Origin of the sequence: Heyndrickxia coagulans DSM 1 = ATCC 7050 (assembly GCF_000290615.1) — a bacterium.
Classification (GTDB): Bacteria; Bacillota; Bacilli; order Bacillales; family Bacillaceae_C; genus Weizmannia; species Weizmannia coagulans.
The window spans coordinates 13604-36002 of record NZ_ALAS01000196.1 but is presented as its reverse complement, the minus strand read 5'-3'; the positions used below and the strand labels follow the sequence as shown (position 1 = coordinate 36002).

17 protein-coding genes and 1 pseudogene are annotated in these 22399 nt (G+C 48.1%); 14 read left to right on the top strand and 4 right to left on the bottom strand.

Features of this window, described 5'->3' with window-relative positions:
- Positions 1-200: 200 nt before the first annotated feature.
- From IC21_RS10075 to IC21_RS10065, 3 genes are all read left to right on the top strand, one after another.
- Positions 201-773: a TetR/AcrR family transcriptional regulator gene (locus IC21_RS10075; RefSeq protein ID WP_013858737.1), complete on the top strand. Its 573-nt coding sequence runs from the start codon at positions 201-203 to the stop codon at positions 771-773.
- Positions 774-802: 29 nt separating this feature from the next.
- Positions 803-3517, top strand: a complete 2715-nt coding sequence (locus IC21_RS10070; protein ID WP_029141738.1) for a YhgE/Pip domain-containing protein — start codon at positions 803-805, stop codon at positions 3515-3517.
- A gap of 117 nt (positions 3518-3634) precedes the next feature.
- On the top strand, positions 3635-4042 hold the full coding sequence (locus IC21_RS10065; RefSeq protein WP_029141737.1) for an MFS transporter: 408 nt from the start codon (positions 3635-3637) through the stop codon (positions 4040-4042).
- A 52-nt stretch (positions 4043-4094) separates the two neighbouring features.
- Here the strand turns inward: IC21_RS10065 and IC21_RS10060 are convergent, their stop codons facing one another.
- Positions 4095-5063 carry a DMT family transporter gene (locus IC21_RS10060; protein ID WP_029141736.1) on the bottom strand — a complete coding sequence of 323 codons (969 nt, stop codon included), beginning with the start codon at positions 5061-5063 and terminating at the stop codon, positions 4095-4097.
- Between the two features lie 300 nt (positions 5064-5363).
- On the opposite strand from IC21_RS10060, the pseudogene IC21_RS16310 reads away from it, so the two are divergent.
- Positions 5364-5728, top strand: a pseudogene (locus IC21_RS16310) (aldehyde dehydrogenase family protein); the annotation flags it as partial.
- Between the two features lie 32 nt (positions 5729-5760).
- Here IC21_RS16310 and IC21_RS10050 read toward each other — a convergent pair.
- Entirely contained in the window at positions 5761-6324 is a 564-nt protein-coding gene (locus IC21_RS10050; RefSeq protein ID WP_029141734.1) for an SCO family protein, read from the bottom strand.
- Between the two features lie 97 nt (positions 6325-6421).
- Between IC21_RS10050 and IC21_RS10045 the strand changes: the two genes are divergently transcribed.
- A complete protein-coding gene (locus IC21_RS10045; RefSeq protein WP_029713772.1) occupies positions 6422-6814 on the top strand; it encodes a FixH family protein in 393 nt (130 codons plus the stop codon).
- Positions 6815-7069: 255 nt separating this feature from the next.
- Here IC21_RS10045 and yhfH read toward each other — a convergent pair whose 3' ends face one another.
- Complete coding sequence (gene yhfH / locus IC21_RS16305) at positions 7070-7207, bottom strand: protein YhfH (protein WP_014095772.1); 138 nt, start codon at positions 7205-7207, stop codon at positions 7070-7072.
- Positions 7208-7400: 193 nt separating this feature from the next.
- Here yhfH and lplA point away from each other — a divergent pair, with 193 nt between their 5' ends.
- From lplA to IC21_RS10020, 5 genes are all read left to right on the top strand, one after another.
- Positions 7401-8387 carry a lipoate--protein ligase gene (gene lplA, locus IC21_RS10040; RefSeq protein ID WP_029142343.1) on the top strand — a complete coding sequence of 329 codons (987 nt, stop codon included), beginning with the start codon at positions 7401-7403 and terminating at the stop codon, positions 8385-8387.
- A 122-nt stretch (positions 8388-8509) separates the two neighbouring features.
- A complete protein-coding gene (locus IC21_RS10035) occupies positions 8510-10057 on the top strand; it encodes a fatty acid--CoA ligase family protein (RefSeq protein ID WP_029142342.1) in 1548 nt (515 codons plus the stop codon).
- A 372-nt stretch (positions 10058-10429) separates the two neighbouring features.
- Positions 10430-11158 carry an AzlC family ABC transporter permease gene (locus IC21_RS10030; RefSeq protein WP_029142341.1) on the top strand — a complete coding sequence of 243 codons (729 nt, stop codon included), beginning with the start codon at positions 10430-10432 and terminating at the stop codon, positions 11156-11158.
- Positions 11155-11457: an AzlD domain-containing protein gene (locus tag IC21_RS10025; RefSeq protein ID WP_017553325.1), complete on the top strand. Its 303-nt coding sequence runs from the start codon at positions 11155-11157 to the stop codon at positions 11455-11457. The genes IC21_RS10030 and IC21_RS10025 overlap by 4 nt, the downstream gene beginning before the upstream one ends.
- Before the next feature lie 84 nt (positions 11458-11541).
- The gene (locus IC21_RS10020) at positions 11542-12789 is read left to right on the top strand and encodes a M48 family metallopeptidase (protein WP_029142340.1); all 1248 of its coding nucleotides are present in this window, start codon (positions 11542-11544) and stop codon (positions 12787-12789) included.
- A gap of 128 nt (positions 12790-12917) precedes the next feature.
- Here the strand turns inward: IC21_RS10020 and IC21_RS10015 are convergent, their stop codons facing one another.
- Entirely contained in the window at positions 12918-13151 is a 234-nt protein-coding gene (locus IC21_RS10015) for an IDEAL domain-containing protein (protein ID WP_013858750.1), read from the bottom strand.
- Between the two features lie 189 nt (positions 13152-13340).
- Here IC21_RS10015 and IC21_RS10010 point away from each other — a divergent pair, with 189 nt between their 5' ends.
- The 4 genes from IC21_RS10010 to addA all read left to right on the top strand — a co-directional run bounded on the left by IC21_RS10010 (position 13341) and on the right by addA (position 22367).
- Positions 13341-13868, top strand: a complete 528-nt coding sequence (locus tag IC21_RS10010) for a competence protein ComK (RefSeq protein ID WP_029142339.1) — start codon at positions 13341-13343, stop codon at positions 13866-13868.
- Positions 13869-13996: 128 nt separating this feature from the next.
- Complete coding sequence (locus tag IC21_RS10005) at positions 13997-14788, top strand: TIGR00266 family protein (protein WP_029142338.1); 792 nt, start codon at positions 13997-13999, stop codon at positions 14786-14788.
- Between the two features lie 348 nt (positions 14789-15136).
- Positions 15137-18640: a helicase-exonuclease AddAB subunit AddB gene (addB, locus tag IC21_RS09995; RefSeq protein WP_029142336.1), complete on the top strand. Its 3504-nt coding sequence runs from the start codon at positions 15137-15139 to the stop codon at positions 18638-18640.
- Complete coding sequence (gene addA / locus IC21_RS09990) at positions 18618-22367, top strand: helicase-exonuclease AddAB subunit AddA (RefSeq protein WP_029142335.1); 3750 nt, start codon at positions 18618-18620, stop codon at positions 22365-22367. The genes addB and addA overlap by 23 nt, the downstream gene beginning before the upstream one ends.
- The last annotated feature ends 32 nt before the right edge of the window (positions 22368-22399 follow it).

Genomic DNA, 22399 nt, shown 5'->3' with positions numbered 1-22399 from the left:
AGAAAAAATAGATGGAAAAATTTTCTAAATGTGGATAAGTCATTTTATCATAAAACATCTAAAAATTGATGAATTTACTCTTCAGAACTGGTTCCCGGATACAAATACTTGATGTTCAGGAGGAAACGTGGTATATTACTTTTGTGCGAAAATGACCAAAAAACCAAATCAGTCACTCGTTCTAACGGGAGGTGGAAAGCTTGGAAACGGACCGCAGGCTGCAAATATTAAACGCTGCTACAAAATCTTTTGCCCAGTATGGTTATAAAGCGACAACAATGGATTTGATCGCCAAAATGGGCAACGTCGGAAAGGGGACCATTTACAATTTTTTTCGCAATAAAGAAGAATTATTCCATGAAATCATTGCCCGCCTGATTGATGAAATGGAGCAGGTGGCGGAAGCGTCAATGGATCCGGAAGCTTCTTTTTATGCCAATCTGCATTCCGCCCTGTTCAGCATTCTTGAATTCCGCAAAACCCATCAGCTGACGCTTAAATTATTCGAAGAGCAGAAAGAAATGGGAACGCCGGCCGTCAATGACATGGTCGAGAAAATTGAAGAGAAGATCATTGACTACCTGAAAGGAATGCTGGAACGGGCGATACAGGCGGGGAAAATCAAACCGTGCGATCCGGAGTTGACCGCTTTTATCATGTTTAAACTGTATGTCGCCATTATTTTTGACTGGGAAAAACACCATGATTCTCTGTCGAAGGAAGAAATTGCGGAGGCGTTTGAACTGTATTTGTTAAAAGGGCTGCAGAACTGATTTTTCGGCTGGAAAAGGAGGTATTTTAGATGGACAATTTATGGTTCGCGGAAATACGGAGTATTTTACGTTCGCCGAAAAAGCTGATTGAAACGGCAGCCATTATTCTTGTGCCAATTTTATATGCCGGCATGTTTATCTGGTCTCTTTGGGATCCGTACGGGCATCTCGAAAAATTGCCGGTTGCCGTTGTAAATGAAGACAAAGGGGCACAAATGGAGGGGGAACATCTCGCCCTCGGGGATAAGCTCGTCAAAAATTTAAAAGAAAAGGACATCTTTAATTTTCACTTTGTCGATCAGCAAACGGCGGAGAAAAAACTGAAAGATAACCAATATTATATGATTATAGAGATCCCTGAAGATTTCTCTAAAAACGCAACCACTTTACTGGATAAAAACCCACAAAAATTGCAGCTGAACTATATTCAAAACCAGGCAATGAACTACATTTCTTCCAAAATTGAAGAATCTGCAATGACAAAAATAAAATCGAGCGTTGCGGAACAGGTGACAAAAACGTATACAGAAGAAGTATTCGGGAAAGTGAAAGAAATGGCAAACGGCTACCGGTCTGCCGGAAACGGGGCAAAAAGCCTTGCCAAAGGAAGCGGCAAACTAAAAGACGGCGCTGTTGTCTTAAGAAAAGGAACGGAAAATTTGTTGACCGGCGCTACCGCCCTGAACGACGGCATCGGCCGGGTCCATAACGGGGCGGCTGATTTAAACAAGGGCGCTTTGAAACTGTATAACGGTTCACGCACGCTCGGCGAAGGGATCGCCCAGGCTGACAGCGGCGCCGTTTCCTTGAAAAACCATTTGGCCCAATTGGCGGCAAGCTCGGTTACTTTTTCAAACGGGCTGTCGGAGGCAAAATCGGGTGCGGATAAGGTAGCAAATGGTTCAAAAACGCTGGCCTCGGGTATGAACCAGCTTGCCTCGGCAAGCGGCCAGTTGCTTGATGCGTCGAAACAGCTTCAAACGGGAGCCGGCAAGGTGGCAGACGGGAGCGCCAAATTAAGTAATGGCTTAAATGATGCAAACAAAAAGCTTCCGGCGTTAACGAGCGGCACCGTCCAAGTGCAAAACGGCGTGAAAGAGCTGCAACAAAAGTTGCCTGAAAAGCTTGCAGCGGGCATTACAAGCAAGATGGATGAAAACATGAAGGAAAACATGGAGACCAGGCTTACCAGCCTTCAGCCGCAAATCGATGAGAAAATCGATGAGATGAGCGGTAGCATGTTTGAACAGCAAAAGGACCAGGCAGAACACCTGCGCAGCCAGTTAGAACAAGTGCTGCCGGCCGAAACATATAAGACGGTTTACAACCAAGTCTTGAGTAATTACTTGAGTAATTATACAAAGGAAAAGAAACAGGAATTCCAACAAGCATTCCGAGAGCAGGTCAAAAAGCAGCTTTTGGCCTCGTTAACCAGCGGGTCTGCATCTACGCAAGCCGCTTTGCAAAGCCAAATTCAACAGGCGATTGCTCCGTACTTTTCCGACCTGAACGAAGGGCTTACAAAGGTAAGCAGCGGGCAGCAACAATTGCAAACCGGTATTGGCGAACTCGCCAAAGGCGCCAATCGTTTGAATGACGGCGCACAGCAACTTGCAAGCGGCCAAAATGCATTCGTCAAAAACGCAACCATTTTTAATGAAAAACTGCAACAAGCTGCATCCGGCGCAAACAGCCTCGAATCCGGGGCAACGGCGGTTGCATCCGGGCTCGGGCAGCTTTCCGGCGGTTCAGGTCAGCTCGTAAACGGAACGAAACAACTGGCAAAAGGTTCAAGCGCGCTTGCAGAAGGGACCGGAAAACTGGCAGAAGGTTCAAATAAATTGACGAACGGTACACAATCACTTGCGAACGGCTCAAGCGTGCTCGTAAAAGGCACGTCCCAATTATTAAATGGCGCAGCTCAGTTGCAAAGCGGAAGTAAGCAGTTGAACAACGGTGCGGGCAGCCTTGTTTCCGGCACGGGCCAATTAAATGCCGGCGCAGATAAACTGAGCAATAAACTTGGCAAAGCGGCTGACCAGGCCGGGGCCATCAATCCGACCGACGCCACTTATAATATGATGAGCAGCCCGGTCCGGCTGAACCATGATGCTGTGACAAAAGTGCCGAACTATGGTACCGGCCTTGCTCCGTATTTCTTATCGCTCGGGCTTTTTGTCGGCGGGTTATTGCTGACAATTATCTACAATGTAAAAGCCCCGGCAATCATGCCGAAAAACGGGGTAACCTGGTTTCTTGGAAAATTCGGCGTCATGGCACTGATCGGCATCTTACAATCGCTTTTGGCAGATTTCATTCTGCTTGATCTGCTGAAATTGCATGTGCAAAGTGTGCCACTGTTTATCTTTGCAACCATTATGACGAGCCTGACTTATATGGCGATCATCCAATTTTTGGTTGCGGCATTCGCGAACCCGGGCAGGTACATTGCGATCATCATTTTGATTTTGCAACTGACGACAAGCGCAGGCACCTTCCCGCTTGAATTGATTCCAAAGCCGCTTCAGGCTGTCCATGACCTGATGCCGATGACATATTCGCTGCAAATGTTTAAAGCGGTGATTTCAAGCGGCGATTTCAGTTTCATGTGGCAAAATGCCGATAAGCTTTCGGTCTTTTTTGCGGTGTTTATCTTTCTTTCCCTTCTCTACTTTGTTGTGAAATTTAGACACCTTCATAAGATGGTAGAAAAGGAGGGGGCAGCCTCTCCGATGGAAGCATAAGAGATTTGCTGTGAAAGCGGCAGGACGAAGCCATTTTGGCCGGTCCTGCTGTTTTTTTATGGCTGTATTTGTAAACAGAGCTGCATGCCGGTCTTTGCATCTCAAGCGGCTTGCCGCATGGCTTATTTTGACTTTTACAGGGATGAATTGGTTCTCCCTTTTGTCATTCTCTGGGGAAGCGCTGCCGGATTTGGCGCCCAGGCATTTTACGGCTTGTGGGCGAGTGAATTGTTCCCGACGCGGTACCGCGCGGGCGCACAGGGGTTCATTTATTTCCTCGTCCGGTTCGGGATTGCCATCTGGTTTTTTCTGCTTCCAACCATTATGGACACGCTTAGTTTTAAAGTAGCGGGAATTGTGATGATCGTATTCCTTGTCATCCACTGTATCATCGGAATCGTTCTCGCGCCGTCTACACAAGGAAAAACGCTGGAAGAAATTGAAAAAGAACGGTTCGGGACCGTCCGGGGCGGGGAAAAACCAGCCGTTTCACCGGCAACCCCGGCGGAACAGCTGAACCAGTAAAACAAAAAAGGCACAAGTGCGGATCACACTTGTGCCTTTTTAAATGAAAAGATTATCTGTTTTTTGCCCGGCTGACCCTGAGTTCGGGCTGTTTGCTTCCGGCCGGCAGCAACGTCATCAGCGAACCTGCGACGATCAGGATAATCCCGACCGTAACAGCCGGCGTAATCGCTTCTCTGAGAAAAATGAGGGCCAAAATCGGCGCCAGTGCAGGCTTAATAAAGAAAACCATCGAAGCCATTGATGCACTCGTTACATCCATCGCAAGGAAGTAAAACGCAAACCCGAGCCCAGTGACAAAAATGCCGATATAAATCAGGCTTGGCAGCGTATGCCATGCAATTCCGCGGAACACGGGCACATTTGCAAATACGCTGAGGCCTATGGAACGCAGCCAGCCCGCAACAAATCCAATTTTCGAAATCAATACAAGCGCAAGGATTTCCATACTGCCGGTAAAAAAGCTCAGGCAGGTTAAAATGACGCCGTCGCATTTAAATTGCTGGCTGCCTTTTCTGCCGACAACACTGTAAAGCGCAAACGTAACCGCCGAAAGAAGCGCAACAATGATGCCGAAAGGGCTTTGGATTTCAAACGGGTTGACGATAAACAAAATTCCGGCTAGGCTGATGCCCAATGCAACCAGCGTCCGCTTCGAAAGACGCTCTTTTAAAAGAAAATGGGCGAGCGGAATAACAAACAGCGGGTTGCAGCTGAACAAAATCGCAACGGTGGAAGCTTTCGTATAAACAATGGCCAATTGGTAAAATGTCATGCTGATCACAACACATAAAAAGCCGGTTACAACAAAAAACAAAAAATGGTCCTTTGTCATGTGAAAATGATATTTTTTCATATGCTGAAACGCCAATGGCGACAAAATAACCGCGCCAATAAAAAAGCGAAGCAGGTTTAATTGAATCGGATGAAACGTACCGGCAACCATTTTTATGGCAATTTCCATCGTGCTGAAAAATACAGCAGACAAAACAATATACAAAAATCCTTTTTTCATGTTCATTACCTCGATCTCATTAAAATGTTTAAATGGTTATCCGGTCATCTGATGATCAACCAAAAAAAGCAGGGCAAATTTCCCCTATTCCAATTTTATTCCATCTCCTATTATAATGCTCTTCCGTTCATAAGGAAAAGGACAACTATGTGAACAATAGAACAAATTGGTGGCTGCCGCTTAAAGAATTCGTTTCCTTCCCCTCTCTTCTTATTTTTCTTTTGATTTTCGCTGTTTTCCTTATGGATTTGTTTGCGGAGAAGCGGGAAAGCCTAAGGCTTGAGCCTTCAAAACCAGGCCGAAAGGGACAAAGGCTACTATTATGAGCCGACCGTGCTTGTCAATGTTGATAACACAATGGAAATCATGCGCGAGGAAATTTTCGGGCCGGTCCTCCCGATTGCCACGTTTAAAACGCTTGATGAGGCGATTGAACTGGCGAAGACTACCAATACGGCCTGACTTCCGCCATTTTCACTTCCAATGTGGATACGATGATGCGCGCCAGCAATGAATTGAAATTTGGCGAAACGTATGTAAACCGTGAAAGCTTTGAAGCAATCCAGGGATTCCACGCCGGGTGGAGAAAATCGGGCGTCGGCGGCGCAGACGGCAAACACGGGCTTGAGGAATACTTGCAAACGCATGTTGTATATGTACAGTATAAATAATCAAAAGCGCCGGCCACCAGCCGGCGTTTTTTTTATCGCAGTCTTTCGATTTCTTTCATGATTTTGTCAGCATCAAAGTCCGCGCTCCCGTCAAAGTCTTTTATAAGCTCGCCGTTTTTATTGACGACATAAAAACTGGTGCCGTGCACAACCTGGTCATTTCCGTCCGATTTAGCGACCGGGTTTTTAAAATTTTTCATCGCAAACTTTTCGATTTTTTTCTGCGAATAGCCGGTAAGGAAATGCCACATGGAAAAATCGCTGTTAAATTGGTTGGCAAATTGTTTCAGCTTTTGTGGCGTATCCACTTCGGGGTCGATGCTGAAAGATACAAGCTCCACATCTTTGTAACCTGCTTTTTTGATTTTCTCCTGCAATTCGCTCAAATGCATCGTCATCGGGGGGCACACTGTTTTACAGCTCGTAAAAATAAAGTCGGCCACCCACACTTTCCCCTTTAAATCGCTCAGGCTAAAAAATTTCCCGTTCTGATCCGTAAATTGAAAGTGTTCAACCGGATCCCCCTTTGGCGCACAGGAGGAAAGCGCCGGAAGCAAAAATGCGAACAACACGAAAAGTGCCATCTTTCTCTTCAAATCAGCCCCCCCTTTACGGATGTAAGCGGTATTTTGTATGATCATTATAACATGTATTTTCAGTATAAACGGTCAAAACAGAAAAAAGAGGGTGGAAATGGTGAGAAAGTGGATCCTGGCGGGCTTGTTCCTGATGGCCGCCTCGCTCTTTGCCGGATGCGGAAAACAGGAGACGGCGGCTGTAAAACCGGCGAAATTGGTAAAAGTACAGCTCATCGTTCCCAAAACGGCTGACGCCGGCACAAGCATCCCGTTAAAGGCGGTGGTCACACAAGGGAAAGAAAAAGTAGACGATGCAGACGAAGTGAAGTTTGAAATCTGGAAGAAAAATTCGGATAAAAACAGCTCGATGCTGGAAGCGAAGCATGACCAGCACGGCATTTATACCGCAAAAACGGTCATTAAAGAACCCGGCACATATACGGTCCAGGTGCATGTGACAGCGCGGAAAATGCATGTCATGCCTAAAACCGATTTATCCGTAAAGTGAACTACCCACCACTTATTGACCTTGCGGTCTAATTGAAGTGGGGGCTTCTCGACTTATCGTTGCTTTTACTAGCCAACGAAAACTGACCGAGCTAACCCTCTTGTTCCAAGAGTTTTGTTACTTATGATAACGCTAATCATTGGTGCGATTCGCACCTTCACATTCCTTGAGGATGGGAGACTTCTTTCGGAAAGCCGTTAAAAAAAAACCGGGCAGCGTGAAGGCGTTTTTTCATGCCTTGCGCTGCCCTTTTTGCTATTCATGGCTTTTCACGTGCAGGCAGTTCGGGCATGTATTGCCGTAGCATTCCGACTGCTCATCGATTTTTTCGCCGCATTCTGTGCAATATTTATCAGGCAGGTTTTTGAAAAAGTCTAAAATATTTTGTACCATTTTCACGACTCCTTTGTTATATAACTGTTTATTATGTTTTTAATTGTATTATAACAGTTTTTGAATGTCAATGGCGAAATGGTGAATTTTTTAGAAAAATAGAGAAAAGATCAAAGATTGCCCACGGGCATCCCTTGTTCTATAATGAAAATGAAAGGGATTGCTTTACATTTTGCATAAAGGAGGCGGCACTATGCTGTTTATTGATAACCAGGGCATTACCGACCCGCGCATCAACCTTGCTATCGAAGAGTATGCCTTGAAAAATCTCGATATCAATGAAACTTATTTGCTTTTTTACATAAACCAGCCGTCGATTATTATCGGCCGCAACCAAAACACCATCGAAGAAATCAACACGGATTACGTGGACAAAAACGGTGTCATCGTCGTCCGCAGGCTTTCCGGCGGTGGCGCGGTGTACCATGATCTCGGCAACATCAATTTCAGTTTCATCACAAAAGATGACGGCGAGTCCTTCAGCAATTTCCGCAAATTTACCGACCCGGTTGTGCAGGCATTGCGCAAACTCGGTGTAAACGCAGAATTGAGCGGGCGCAATGACATTCAGGTCGGCAACCGGAAAATTTCGGGGAACGCGCAGTTTTCCACAAACGGGCGCATGTTCAGCCACGGCACCCTGATGCTCAATTCAGAACTTGATAAAGTCGCACAGGCTTTAAAGGTCAAAAAAGAAAAAATCGAATCTAAAGGGATCAAGTCAGTGAGGAGCCGCGTCGCCAACATCTCCGAATTTCTCGACCGCCCGATCCCCATGCCGGCATTCAGGCAATTGCTTTTGGAAAACATTTTCGGCGGCAAGGACATACCAGAATATAAGCTGACCGAAAAGGATTGGGAAAAAATCCGCCAAATTTCAAAAGAGCGGTACCAGACATGGGAATGGAACTATGGAAAATCGCCAAAATTCAATCTCCGCCATTCCCGGCGTTTTCCGGCGGGAACGGTCGATGTGCGCCTTGAAGTGAACAAAGGGATCATCGAAAACTGCAAAATTTACGGCGATTTTTTCGGGATCGGGGAAGTAAAGGATATAGAAGAAAAGCTGGCCGGCTGCCGTTATGAGCGCGCCGGCATTGAAAAAGCGTTGGAAGGCACAGATATCCGGCATTATTTTGGCAACATAACGAAAGAAGACTTTATCAGCCTCATCTATTAAGAACACACAAATTCCCGGGTTCCAATCGGCAATCCGGGAATTTGTATTGAAATATTTTAATTGTTTTTATATAATAAACGGGTAGAATGAATGATTGTTCATTCGGAAAGGGGAGGGAGAAATTGAATTTACCGTCCAGTTTAAAAAAGACGGCGGAAACAAACGCGGACAAAACAGCTTATATTTTTATGGACCAGCCTGTTACGTACAAGGAGCTTGACACGGCCGTTTCAAAGTTTGCGGACGGGCTGAAAAAACTCGGACTCAAAAAAGGGGATCATATGGCTCTTTTGCTTGGCAATTCACCGCAATTTATTATTGCCTTGTACGGGGCGATGCGGGCCGGCGTGACCACGATACCGGTCAACCCGATTTACACGCCGGAGGAAATCCGCTACATATTGGATAACGGCGATGTGAAAGCAGTTGTGGCGCTCGATTTATTTGCATCGTATGTGGATAAGATCGATGCCCGGCTGCCGAAAGTGGAGCATTACATCATTTGTGAAACCGATCCGGCAAAAGCGGGCAAACATACGCACCCAAAATTGAAATCGTTTTCACAAATACTGGCGGAAAGTTCGCCGTCCGTCGATGAAGTGCCGCTTTCTGAAGAGGATACGGCGGTTATTTTGTATACGTCCGGAACGACCGGAAAGCCGAAGGGGGCGATGCTCACACATAAAAATTTATATTCGAATGCGAGCGATATCGGCTCCTATTTGAAAATGAGCGCGGATGACCGGGTCATTACGGCGTTGCCGATGTTTCACGTTTTCTGCCTGACGGTTGCCGTGAATGCGCCGCTCATCAGCGGGGCAACGCTGCTCATATTGCCGAAGTTCAGCCCGAAAGAAGTGTTCCGGGTGGCAAGCCGGTACAAAGCAACGATATTTGCCGGCGTGCCGACAATGTACAATTATTTGTTCCAATATGAAGGCGGGGATCCGAAAGACTTCGCCACGCTCAGGCTGTGTATATCCGGCGGCGCTTCTATGCCGGTTGCGCTTCTGAAAAACTTTGAAAAAAAATTCAATGTGCTCATTTCGGAAGGATACGGATTGTCGGAAGCCTCCCCGGTTACCTGCTTCAATCCGCTTGACCGTCCGCGCAAACCGGGATCGATCGGCACCAATATTGTCCATGTTGAAAATAAAGTCGTGGATGAGCTTGGAAATGAGGTGCCTGTCGGCGAAGTCGGCGAACTCGTAGTACGCGGTCCGAACGTGATGAAAGGGTACTATAAAATGCCGGAAGAAACGGCGGCTGCGATCCGGAACGGCTGGCTGCATACCGGCGACATGGCGAAGATGGATGAAGAGGGTTACTTTTATATCGTGGACCGCAAGAAAGATATGGTTATTGTCGGCGGTTTTAATGTGTATCCGCGCGAAGTGGAAGAAGTGCTTTACGACCATCCGGATGTCGTGGAGGTAGCTGCAGTAGGCATCCCTGACCCAGATCAGGGGGAAGCCGTGAAAGTATACGTCGTATCGAAAAACAAAAATCTGACGGAACAGGAATTGCTCGATTACTGCAAAGAACGGCTTGCCAAATACAAAGTCCCGAAAGAAATTGAATTTCTGGAAGAGCTTCCGAAAAACACAACCGGGAAAATTTTGCGCAGGTCTTTAAAAGAACAGCTGCAAAAACAATCGGCCCGGCCATAAAAAACGGAGATACAGAAACTCGTGATTGGAAAACCGCGGCTTAACACTTGCTTCCCGGGAAAATCGCAATATGGAATCAGGGATTGCAAAAACCCTTTAAAAAACCGGCAGTAACCGGCAAAGAACGCTTGAAAGCCAATCAGATAAAATCCGCTCTCGGAGCGGGAAGCCGTTCGAAAGCCCGAAAGAAACGGCGGGACACCACCATCCATAGTGTCCCGCCGTTTTTTTATCCTGTATCTAAACACAACTTTTTGAGTGCCCTCCGGAACGAATGGCGGGTTTTTGGCATCTTGTTAGAAAAACAGACAAGGCGTATAATAGGAAAATATAAGAATATTGATAATCATTTTAAAGCTGGGGGGATAAAAGTTGGACGCAGCATCCATGGCAGAGGAAAAAACAGGCAGTTTTAAACCCGGGCTGCAGGCAGGCGCAAGCATTGCGATCGGATACTTTCCCATTGCCCTCACATTCGGCCTGTTGTCTAAAACAACCGGCCTGACGCTGATAGAGACTGTGCTGATGAGCCTGATTGTTTATGCCGGCGCCAGCCAGTATATGGGTTTAAGTTTGATTGCTGCCGGCACAAGCCCGTTTGTCATTATCCTGACCACCTTTGTCGTCAACATCCGCCATTTTCTCATGACTGCCGCTTTGAGCCAAAAAGTGGAAGAACAAAGCAAATGGAAACGCGGATTGTTTGCGTTCGGCATTACGGATGAAACTTTCTCGGTGCTCGCCACACGGAACGGAAAAATACCGATCGGTTACGGATTTGGCGTCACTTTTATCGCTTATGCCAGTTGGGTAGTGAGCTCCGGGATCGGGTATGTGATCGGAGCCAACCTGCCGCAATTTTTGCAGGCAAGCATGACGGTTGCCCTGTATGCGATGTTTATTGGCCTCCTTGTCCCGTCTTTGAAAAAAAGTGTGAAAGTCCTTTTCCTTGCCGTTCTTTCAGCAGTGTCAAACAGCATTTTTACCGGTTACGGCGTCATGGAGGAAGGCTGGTCCATCATCGTCTCCACTTTGTTGTCGGCTGTTTTGGTTGAAATAGCGGAAACATACAAATGGAAAAAGCGGGTGGAAGAAAAATGAGCACCATTATCCTCGTCATTATCGGCATGGGCATCGTGACGTTTTTGCCGCGGATACTGCCCCTCGTCCTCTTGCAAAACAAAACGCTGCCGCCCTTTTTGGAAGGCATTTTAAAAAATGTTCCGTATGCGATTTTAGGCGCCTTGATTTTTCCAAAAGTGTTTTTGATTCAAAAAGATCCGCTGTTCGGAGTGATCGGCGCGGGAACGGCCATCATCCTCGCATTTATTGGCGCGAATGTCATCATTGTCGTGCTCGGGGCGATTGCGGTGTTGAGCTTTTATTCTTTTCTGTTTTGAAGGAGCAAAGCCGTATTGGCTGTTCTAAATGCCTTTTTCCTTGGCTACATATATAGAAGAGGACAAGGAAGGAGTGCATGTGGAGTGAAGATAAAGTGGGCGCTGCGGGCAATTGCGGCATACGTTTTGTTCGGCCTTTTGATGTACTGGTATTTGTTTCATTACGCCGATGCCGCCATTCCCGCCCAATATAAAGGGACAGCCGCCGATCCAGCTACTTTTATGAGCGGCCGCCAATTGTTTCTAAGCGAAGAATACTCAAAAATCAGGAATCTGCTTTTTTTCCTGTCCGTGCCATATGAGTGGTTGTTTTATTTTTTGGTGCTTGTGCTTGGTATTTCCAAAATGTTTGAAAAATGGGCAGCGGCAGTTTCACACATCCGCCTCATTCAAACCGCGGTTTATTTCTTTTGGTTTTCGCTTGCAGCCTTTTTGTTTACCTTTCCGTTCGATTATTTGTCCCATCGTTTTTCAAAAGCGTACGGCATTTCCGCCCAAAATTTTGCAGGATGGATGAAAGATGAACTGACCGATTTCTGGGTGAATTTTGCCATCATGTTTGCTGTCGTCGCAGTATTGTACGCCCTGATGAAAAAATTTCGGCGGAAATGGTGGCTCCCGGCCTGGCTGCTTTCCATTCCTTTTACGGTGTTTATGATGTTTATCCAGCCGGTCGTGATTGATCCGCTGTATAACGATTTTTATCCGTTAAAAGACAAGGCACTGGAGGCGAAAATTCTGGCGCTAGCGGAAAAAGCGCAAATTCCTGCTGACCATGTGTACGAAGTGAATATGTCGGAAAAAACAAACGCCCTGAATGCTTACGTCACCGGCATCGGCTCCAACTCAAGAATCGTGCTCTGGGACACGACCCTCAACCGTATGGATGATAAAGAAATTTTATTCGTGATGGCACACGAGATGGGGCATTATGTGGAAAAACATATATATTTCGGCATCGCGGGTTATATGTTGATGATGCTCATCGGGCTGTGGCTGATTGCCAGATGGATGGATGCGGTTGGGCGTTGGAAAGGAAGCGGGCGGTGGATGTCCGGGGTTTCCAGCATCAGCTCGCTGCCTTTATTTCTGCTTATTTCCTCAGTTCTGCTCTTTGCGTCGAGCCCGCTTACCAATTGGGCATCGCGCTACCAGGAAATGCGGGCGGACCGTTACGCCGTAGAGATGACGCATGATAAAAAGTCCGGGGTTGAAACGTTCCAAATTTTAACAAAAGCGGGTTTAAGCGAAGTCAATCCGCCGCTTCTCGTCAAAATATTTCGCTATGACCATCCGACAATACTGGAGCGGATCCGCATGCTGGAAGAATAAGGAATACTGAAAGTGCAGCAGGCGCGGCCTGTTCCGGGCAAAAATCTTTTGGCCGTGCCCTGCACCTGCCATTTTTATGCAAAAGAAAAGCCATGCAAACGGGCCGGGCCTGTTTGCATGGCCTGTATTTATCCAAATTGCAGGTTGATTTTTTTAAGTTCGTTCGTTAAATGCATGAACTGCTCCTCATCGCGGAGATCAAGTACATGGTCAATTTTTCTTAATAACTCTTCTCTTTTTTTGTTCAGCAGGATCTCATTCAGCAACATGTCCGTGTAAATGTGTTCCACAAATTTCTCCATCTGAATCCGGGACTTCGGGCTTTCTTTCGGCACGTCAGAGAAAGATTTTTTGTTTTCCATGTATGATCACCTTTTTCGCTTTTTTTTATTATACAGAGCATTTCAATAAAAAGCAATGTAAAAATTGAATTTTTCTGAAACGATTAACAAAGAAAAAAATGCATATTTTTAAAAAAGTACTAGAAATGTAGGAAGATTGTACTATAATAGAGAGTGGATCATGAGAAAAATAAAATGGGGGAATGCATTATGCAACATGGGCAATTGGACATTCATCCAAACACGATTGCGCTGATTCCTTGTCAGGAGGGGGGAGAAAAAGGGACCAAAATATTGGAAGTGGATCGGGAACGATTTGTGCCGGAACTTCCCCTGAATATCGTGAAAAAAAGCTGCAAATACTTTGGAAGCGATTACGAAGGAAGAAAAAATGCGACAAAAAGCCTGATTCATGTCCGGCACAAGCCGCCGATCCTCGTCGATCCCCATACAGCTACCATACTTTTTCCAACAAAATCGCCCAGCCAGCCGGATTGTATTTGGCTGATCTCCGGACATATTAAAGACCACACCCCAGAAGGCAAAAAAACTGAAGTGGTTTTTTCAAACAATCAATCACTCGTGTTGCCAATCAGCTATGGATCGTTTATCAATCAGTACCATAAAGCGGCTGCTTTGCAGGTTGCTTATGAAATCAACATCCGACGCTCCCGGATGCAATTCTTGAAACAACAGGGATACAGGGCGATGGAAGAGAGCGGGCTGTATTGGATTTAAGCCTGGCAGGGAAGGGGGGTCCCTGCCTTTTCGTCCAATAAAACGAACGCTGCACGGGAAATAAAAATGAAACATTGCGAACTGCAAGTCCGTATACAGGGGGGAGTGCATTTTGAGGAGGTAGGGAAATGAACAACCACGATATTGATTTTAAACTGGTCGGGGACGACATGCAGTTTGTTGAAGTAGAACTCGACCCGCAGGAGACCGTCATTGCCGAGGCCGGCAGCTTGATGATGATGGAAGACGGCATCCGGATGGAAACGATTTTTGGCGACGGCTCGGGCGGCCAGGGCGGCGGCATTATGGGAAAACTGTTCTCTGCAGGAAAACGGCTGATCACCGGTGAGAGCCTGTTTATGACCGCCTTTACAAACGAAGCCCGTGATAAAAAGCATGCAGCGTTTGCAGCGCCGTATCCGGGCAAGATTGTGCCGATGGATTTAAGCGAACTGGGCGGGAAAATCATTTGCCAGAAAGATGCATTTTTGGCAGCGGCAAAAGGGGTCTCAGTCGGCATTGAATTTCAGCGGAAACTCGGAACCGGATTTTTCGGCGGGGAAGGGTTTATCATGCAGAAGCTTGAAGGAGACGGCTTTGCCTTTATCCACGCTGGCGGCACGATCCAGAAACGCGAGCTCGCACCCGGCGAAACATTGAGGGTGGATACAGGCTGTCTTGTCGCCATGTCAAAGACGGTAGATTATGACATTGAATTTGTCAAAGGGATCAAAACAGCCCTTTTTGGGGGAGAGGGCCTGTTCTTTGCCACTTTGCGCGGGCCGGGGTCGGTCTGGGTGCAGTCGCTGCCATTCAGCCGCCTGGCCAGCCGCGTATTTGCCGCAATGCCGGCAGCGGGCGGTTCAAAGGATGAAGGCAGCATGGCAAAAGGCTTGTTTGATTTGTTTGACGGGGATTAAGAGGTGTGAAAGCACTGCATTTTGCGGGACGTTTCCCGGAACAGGCAGTGCTTTTTTTTTCGGCATTATACGTCTGGAAGCAGGAGCGCGCCCTGATGGCGGTTCGCGGCCCCGTCCGGACGGGAAGGGCATCCGGATTGGATAGGAAGGATTTTTCCGGGGCGGGAACAGGCAGTGTTTTACGTGGAAGCGGGCATCCCCCGGCAGAAAAAAACAGGAAGCATATTTTTTAGGCAAAAATGCTTGATTCATAGCACAATATCCGTTACAATAAAAGAACAAATGTTCCTTGTCCGGCATCTTTCCGGATATGGGGGCCAATGAGCTCATCAAAAGGAAGTGAACCAATTGTCCCTTCGATTTATTACCGGGCGCCCCGGGACAGGAAAGACAACTTTCATCCAACGTGAAATCAGGCAGAAACTGCTTGGCGATCCGGGCGGGGCACCGCTCATTTACCTTGTTCCGGAGCAAATGACTTTTTTATCGGAAACACGGCTTGCGCATGAACCTGAACTGGGCGGGATGATCCGTGCCCAGGTGTACAGTTTTACGCGCCTTGCCTGGAAAATATTGCAGGAAGTCGGCGGGATCAGCCGTACCCATGTATCGAGCATCGGATTAAATATGCTCATTCGGAAAATTTTGGAAGACCAAAAAGAAGAACTGTCGGTTTTCACGCGGGCGGCGGATAAGACGGGCTTTATTGACAATGTCGAACGCATTCTGACTGAGTTCAAACGGTTTTGCGTCTCGCCTGCACAGCTTCAGGAAAAACGCGCCTCAATCGGGGAAGCGGACGGGGGAAGAGTGCTTTCCGACAAGCTGCACGATTTGGAACGCGTATATCAGGCATATGAGCAAAAGCTGGAAGGCAAATACATTGATTCAGAAGATTACTTGAGGCTACTTGCTTCTGCCGTTGAAAAATCGCGCTATCTCCAAGATGCGGAAATTTATATAGACGGGTTCCATACTTTTAACCCGCAGGAATACCTGGTGATCGGGGAACTCTTGAAAAAATGCCGCCGCGTTACGGTTGCGCTCACAACGGACCGGGCTTTCCGCGGGAGGCAGCCGGATGATTTATACTTGTTCCGGATGCCGGGAGAAGCCTATGCACATATCTATGAACTGGCGCGCGCCTTTCAAATTGAAACGGAAGAAGACGTGGCGCTGTATGAACCGGCCCGTTTCAGGCATGAAAGTTTGCGCTTTTTGCAGTCCCGGTTTGAAGAACTGCCGTTTCCTTCTTTTCCGGGGGAAAGCAGCATCGAGATCTGGCAGGCGAACAACCGGCGGGCGGAAATCGAAGGCGTTGCCCGTTCTATCCGTGAAGCCGTCATGGAAGGAAGCTGCCGTTACCGTGATATTGCCATCCTTGTCCGCAACGGGGAGGCCTATCAGGATTTAATCGAAACGGTTTTTTACGATTATGATGTGCCGTATTTTATCGACAGAAAACGGCCGATGCTGAACCATCCGCTCATTGAACTGATCCGTTCGACTTTGGAAATCATCCGCGGCAACTGGCGTTATGAACCGGTTTTCCGTGCCATCAAAACAGAATTGCTGTTTCCGCCTGGAGATGCCCGCACGTTGCGTGAAAAAATGGACCGGCTTGAAAACTATTGCCTGGCTTACGGCATCCAGGGAGAACGCTGGACGAGCAGAAAAAGATGGGAATATAGGCGGATCCGCGGCCTCGAACTGGAAAACCTTCCGCAAACGGATGAGGAAAGAAAAATCGAACAGGAACTGAATGAACTCAGGCTTCTGGTCACAGCGCCGATTTTGCGCCTGTCGCGGCGTTTGAAGCGCGCCCGCACCGGAAAAGCGCTTTGCGAAGCATTGTATCTTTATCTCGAAGAATTGGAGATTCCGGAAAAACTGGAAGCGCTCCGGCTTGAAAAGGAAGAAGCGGGGGATCTTGTTGCTGCCAGGGAACATGACCAGGCATGGGATGAAGTCATGGGCGTTTTGGACCAGTATGTTGAAATCCTTGGCGATGGACCTGCTGATGTTGGGAAATTCTCTGCCATTATGGAAACCGGGCTTGAGTCATTAAAATTTTCCATTGTTCCACCGGCTTTGGACCAGGTGCTCGTGGCGAATCTGGAACAGTCCCGGCTGTCCGATGTCAAACTGGCATTTATTATCGGGGCCAATGACGGGGTCATGCCGGCGAAAATTTCCGAAGATGGCGTTTTAAATGATGAAGAGCGTGAATATTTGCGGCTGGAAGGGCTTGAAATCATGCCCGGCAGCAAAAGGCGCCTGCTGGACGAAGAATTTATTTTTTACCGGGCATTGACGACGCCGTCTGAAAAACTGGTTCTCTCTTTTCCGCTTGCCGATGAGGAAGGGAAAGCATTGCTGCCGTCCCCGTTCATCAACCGGATAGAGGACATGTTCCCGGCCCGCGGCGGCGGATTATGGGTAAATGACCCGGCGGAACTGGAAGAGAAACAGCAAGCCGCATACATTTCCCATCCGGCGGCTGCTATTGCTTTTGTCACTTCGCAGCTGCAGCTGAAAAAAAGAGGGTATCCCATGGCCGGCTTCTGGTGGGATACGTATAACTTCTATATGGAGAACCCGGAATGGAAAAACCGGGCGGCCCATGCTTTTTCCAGTTTGTTTTACCAAAACAAAGCCCGGAAGCTCTCCGAAAAAACGAGCCGGGAACTGTACGGCGACCATATCCTTGCCAGCGTATCGAGAATGGAGCAGTTTTTCACCTGCCCGTTTTCCCATTTTTCGACATACGGGTTGAGGCTGCGGGAACGGGATGTGTTCCGCCTTGATGCGCCGAATATCGGGGATCTTTTCCACGGCGCATTGAAATGGATTTCCGATACCCTGCAGCGCGAAGGCATTCCGTGGTCAGAGATGACAAAGCAGCAAAGCATGGAGCTTGCAAAAGCGGCAGTGGACGACCTTGCCCCAAAATTGCAGCATCAAATCCTGCTCAGTTCGAAACGCTACCAATATATTAAAAGGAAACTGGAACAGGTTGTCGGAAGGGCTTCTTATATTTTAAGCGTCCATGCGAAACGAAGCGGCTTTGAACCGGTCGCGATGGAACTCGCTTTCGGGCCGAAAAAAGAGCTTCCGCCGCTTTCATTTACATTGAAAAACGGGGCGAAAATGGAGCTGCAGGGCCGGATTGACCGTGTCGACAAGGCAGAAAGCGAAAACGGTGTGTACGTCAGGATCATCGATTACAAATCAAGCGCGCACAAGCTTGATTTGACAAATGTGTATTACGGCCTTGACCTGCAAATGCTCACTTATCTGGATCTCATTATGACGTATTCGAAACAGCTGACAGGTGAAGAAACGATTCCGGCGGGCGTTTTGTATTTCCATCTTCATGATCCGCTGATTTCGGCGGAAAAAATGCTGACGGCTGAAGAAATTGAAGAAGAAATTTTAAAAGACTTCCGGATGCGGGGGCTGTTGCTGGACAGCCCGGAAGTGATCACATTGATGGACCAGTCGCTTGAATCCGGCAACAGTGCGATTGTGTCGGCAGGTTTGAAAAAGGACGGCCAATTAACGGCCCGGTCCGAAGTGGCAAGCAAAGAAGACTTTGAAGCGATCCGCAGCTATGTGCGCAACATTTACACAGAGGCCGGCAATGCGATCCTGTCCGGCACGACGGATATCGCGCCTTATAAAATAAAAAAACAGGCGGCGTGCACATTCTGCCCGTTCCGTTCAGTCTGCCAGTTTGACCAGTCGATGGAAGAGAACAATTACCGCCTCATTCACCCGGAAAAACCGGAAGAAATCCTCGCCAAAATGAGAAAGGAGCGCAGAACAGATGAAAACAGCCATTCCGGATAAACCGGCGAATGCCGTCTGGACGGATGACCAATGGAAAGCCGTCATGGCAAAAGGGCAGGACATCCTCGTCGCGGCGGCTGCCGGTTCAGGAAAAACAGCCGTGCTCGTGGAAAGAATTATCCAAAAAATATTGGATGATCACGATCCGCTCGACATTGATGAACTGCTCATTGTCACTTTTACCAATGCCGCGGCTGCGGAAATGCGCCACCGCATCGGTAAAGCGATCGAGGAGGCGATCAGCAGCCGCCCGGATTCGCATCATTTGCGGAAACAGCTGAGCCTGCTGAATAAAGCGCCGATTTCCACGCTGCACGCCTTCTGCCTTGAAGTGATCCGAAAATATTATTATTTGATTGACATCGACCCCGGATTCAGGATCGCCGATGATACAGAAGCCGAACTTCTGCGCGATGAAGTGCTGGATGACCTCTTTGAAGCGGAGTATGCGAAAGAGGGAAATGACCTGTTTTACCGCACAGTGGATACATTTTCAAACGACCGCAGTGATGACGAGCTCCAGCATCTGATCCGGAAGCTTTACGACTTTTCCCGTTCCCATCCGGATCCGTCTGCATGGCTTGATAAAATGGTCGAAATGTATGATGCCGGGGATGTGGAAGAGGTGGACAGCCTTCCGTTTATGGCAGCGGTGAAAGAAGATATCCACCTCCAGCTGCAGGCTGCAAAAGACATGCTGGAGGAAGCGTATGGGCTTGCTTTAGAGCCGGGCGGGCCTGCGCCAAGGGCGGAAAATTATCTCGATGACATAAAAATTGCAGACAGATTGCTTGCGGCCATTCACGGTCCCTGGCAGGGGCTTTATGAAGAAATGAATGCATGGCACTTTACACGCGCCAAAGCGTGCAAAGGGGAGGCATATGAAGAGGAGCTCGTTAAAGCGGCCGATGATTTGCGGAAATCTGCAAAGAAAACACTTGAAGGTTTAAAAAAAGACTTTTTCTCAAGGAAGCCGGCGTCTTTCCTGAAAGACATGCAGGAAATGCGGCCGGTGATTGCGGAACTTAGAACGCTCGTGAAAAAATTTGCGGACGCATACGGCGCGGTAAAAGCAGAAAAAGGGATCGTCGATTTTTCGGACTTGGAGCATTTTTGCCTGGACATTCTTGCTAAAAAAAATGAAGACGGCGCCCTCATCCCATCAGAAGCGGCCAAAGCTTACCGGCAGCAATTTAAAGAAGTGCTGATTGACGAATATCAGGATTGTAATATGGTGCAGGAAACGATCATGAATCTTGTGGCAAAAGGGGCGGGATTTGACGGCAACCGGTTTATGGTCGGAGACGTAAAACAAAGCATCTACCGGTTCCGGCTTGCTGAGCCGAACCTGTTTTTAAAAAAGTACCGGGATTTTGATCCGGAAGGCCGGGATGCAGGCCTCAGAATCGACTTGTCGAAAAACTTCCGCAGCCGCAAAGAAATTCTCGACGGCACGAATTTTATTTTTAAACAAATCATGGGCCTAAAGGTGGGCGAGATTGTCTATGACAGCCAGGCTGCACTTGTGGCAGGCGCATCTTATCCGGAAGGGGATCATCCGGTCAAAGTGGCATTGATTGACCAGGCCGATGAAGCCATCGAGGAGGAAGACGCACCGGATGAAGAAACGCTGGACCGGGCCGAATTGGAACAATCCCAGCTTGAAGCCCGTTATCTTGCCCGTGAAATAAAAAAACTGATCGGCGAAGAACAGGTTTACAATCCGAAAACCGGCACATCCCGCCCGATCCGGTACAAAGATATCGTTATCCTGATGCGTTCCATGGCATGGGCGCCGACCATAATGGAAGAGTTGAAACAGGCGGGCATCCCGTTGTACACGGAACTTTCAACCGGTTATTTTGACGCGACGGAAGTATCCATCATGCTTTCTTTATTAAAAGTAATTGACAACCCGTATCAGGACATTCCGCTTGCAGTCGTGCTCCGTTCCCCGATTGTCGGGCTCGATGAAGAGGCGCTTGCCCTTATCCGCATCCATGAAAAACGGGGCCCGTATTATGAAGCGTTTAAAAAATTTATAGCAGACAGGCCGAATCCCGGGGAAGAAGAAGCGCATGAGAAAGTATCCAGATTCATGGAGAAATTGGCGGTATGGCGGTCTATTGCAAGGCAGGGGGATTTGTCCTCACTCATTTGGCAGCTGTACCGGGATACGCAGTTTTATGATTTTGCCGGCGGGCTGCCGGGAGGAAAGCAGCGGCAGGCCAATTTGCGGGCTTTGTATGACCGGGCCCGGCAATATGAAGAAACGTCTTTCAGGGGGCTGTTCCGGTTTTTGCGTTTTATCGAACGCATGCAGGAGCGCGGGGATGACCTCGGAACAGCGAGGGCATTGAGCGAACAGGAAGATGTTGTCCGCCTGATGACCATCCATGCAAGCAAAGGGCTCGAGTTCCCGGTCGTGTTCGTGGCAGGCCTCAACAGGAAATTTAATATGCGCGATATCAGCCAGGCATTTCTTCTAGATAAAGATTTCGGGTTCGCCTCAAAGTACATTCATCCGGAAAAACGGATCACATATCCGTCCTTGCCACAGCTTGCCTTTAAAAGAAAGAAAAAGCTGGAAATGCTGGCTGAAGAAATGCGCGTCTTGTATGTCGCGCTCACAAGGGCAAAAGAAAAACTGTATTTGGTCGGGACGGTGAAAAATCTGGGCAGACGCCTGGAAAAATGGGGGAAAACGAGGCGGCAGGAAGGCTGGCTGATGCCAGACCATCTGCGCGCAGCGGCCGGCACTTATTTGGACTGGATCATGCCTTCGCTCAGCAGGCATGCGGACGGAACAGCGCTTTTCGGGGATGCCGGCCGGGTGGTGCTGGATGATCCGTCCAAATGGCAGATCGCCGTTTTGCCGAAAGAACAGTTTGCCGATATGCCGGAACCGGAACAAGAAGGGGAAGCAGACTGGCAGCATCAAGTGAAAGCCGGCCTCCCGGTTGCGGCGGAGTCCGCATATAAAGCGCAAGTTTTCGGGCGCTTAAGTTTCCGGTACCGTAATGAGCCGGCAACATTCCGGCGTGCCAAACAATCGGTATCGGAATTGAAACGGATGCATGAAGAGCATGATGAAACGAATGACACCCGGTTTATTCCGAATGCGGAAAAACATATCTTTGACCGCCCCCGTTTTATGCAGGAAAAATCGACTACGCCGGCCGAACGCGGGACAGCGATGCATATGGTGATGCAGCATATCCCGTTTGATGCGCCGCCGACTTATGCTTCCGTTGAAGCACTGGTTGAAGAGATGGTGAAACAGGAGCTGCTCACGGAAGAACAGGCGGATGCCATTGCGGCTGAACAGCTTGTCCGCTTTTTTGAAACGGATATTGGCCGCCGTGTCCTTGCAGCCGGCCGGGTGATGCGGGAAATGCCGTTCAGTTTATCCGTTCCCGCGGCGGAAATTTACCGGGATCCATCCCTTGCGGAAGAACATGTCCTTATCCAGGGCATATTTGATTGCGTGGCAGAGGAAAAAGACGGCCTCGTATTGCTCGATTTTAAGACAGACAATATCCACGGCAGGTTTAAAGGCGGATTTGAAGAAGCAGAGCCTGTCCTGCGCAAACGTTATGAAGTCCAGCTTGCCCTTTACTCAAGGGCGCTGGAAACCATTTTAAAGAAAAAGGTAAAAGAACAATACTTGTATTTCTTTGATGGCGGGCATCTTCTTCAAATTCAATCAAGAATGGGCCTCCTTTAAAATGGCCCATTCTTGCTATAACGTACAGCACC

Coding starts and splice junctions, on each gene's coding strand:
- lplA (WP_029142343.1), top strand. CDS start 7,401: ATGCTGTTTATTGATAACCAGGGCATTACCGACCCGCGCATCAACCTT.
- IC21_RS10015 (WP_013858750.1), bottom strand. CDS start 13,151: ATGGAAAACAAAAAATCTTTCTCTGACGTGCCGAAAGAAAGCCCGAAG.
- IC21_RS10065 (WP_029141737.1), top strand. CDS start 3,635: ATGGCTTATTTTGACTTTTACAGGGATGAATTGGTTCTCCCTTTTGTC.
- IC21_RS10070 (WP_029141738.1), top strand. CDS start 803: ATGGACAATTTATGGTTCGCGGAAATACGGAGTATTTTACGTTCGCCG.
- IC21_RS10010 (WP_029142339.1), top strand. CDS start 13,341: ATGCAACATGGGCAATTGGACATTCATCCAAACACGATTGCGCTGATT.
- IC21_RS10025 (WP_017553325.1), top strand. CDS start 11,155: ATGAGCACCATTATCCTCGTCATTATCGGCATGGGCATCGTGACGTTT.
- IC21_RS10045 (WP_029713772.1), top strand. CDS start 6,422: ATGGTGAGAAAGTGGATCCTGGCGGGCTTGTTCCTGATGGCCGCCTCG.
- IC21_RS10060 (WP_029141736.1), bottom strand. CDS start 5,063: ATGAACATGAAAAAAGGATTTTTGTATATTGTTTTGTCTGCTGTATTT.
- IC21_RS10005 (WP_029142338.1), top strand. CDS start 13,997: ATGAACAACCACGATATTGATTTTAAACTGGTCGGGGACGACATGCAG.
- yhfH (WP_014095772.1), bottom strand. CDS start 7,207: ATGGTACAAAATATTTTAGACTTTTTCAAAAACCTGCCTGATAAATAT.
- addA (WP_029142335.1), top strand. CDS start 18,618: ATGAAAACAGCCATTCCGGATAAACCGGCGAATGCCGTCTGGACGGAT.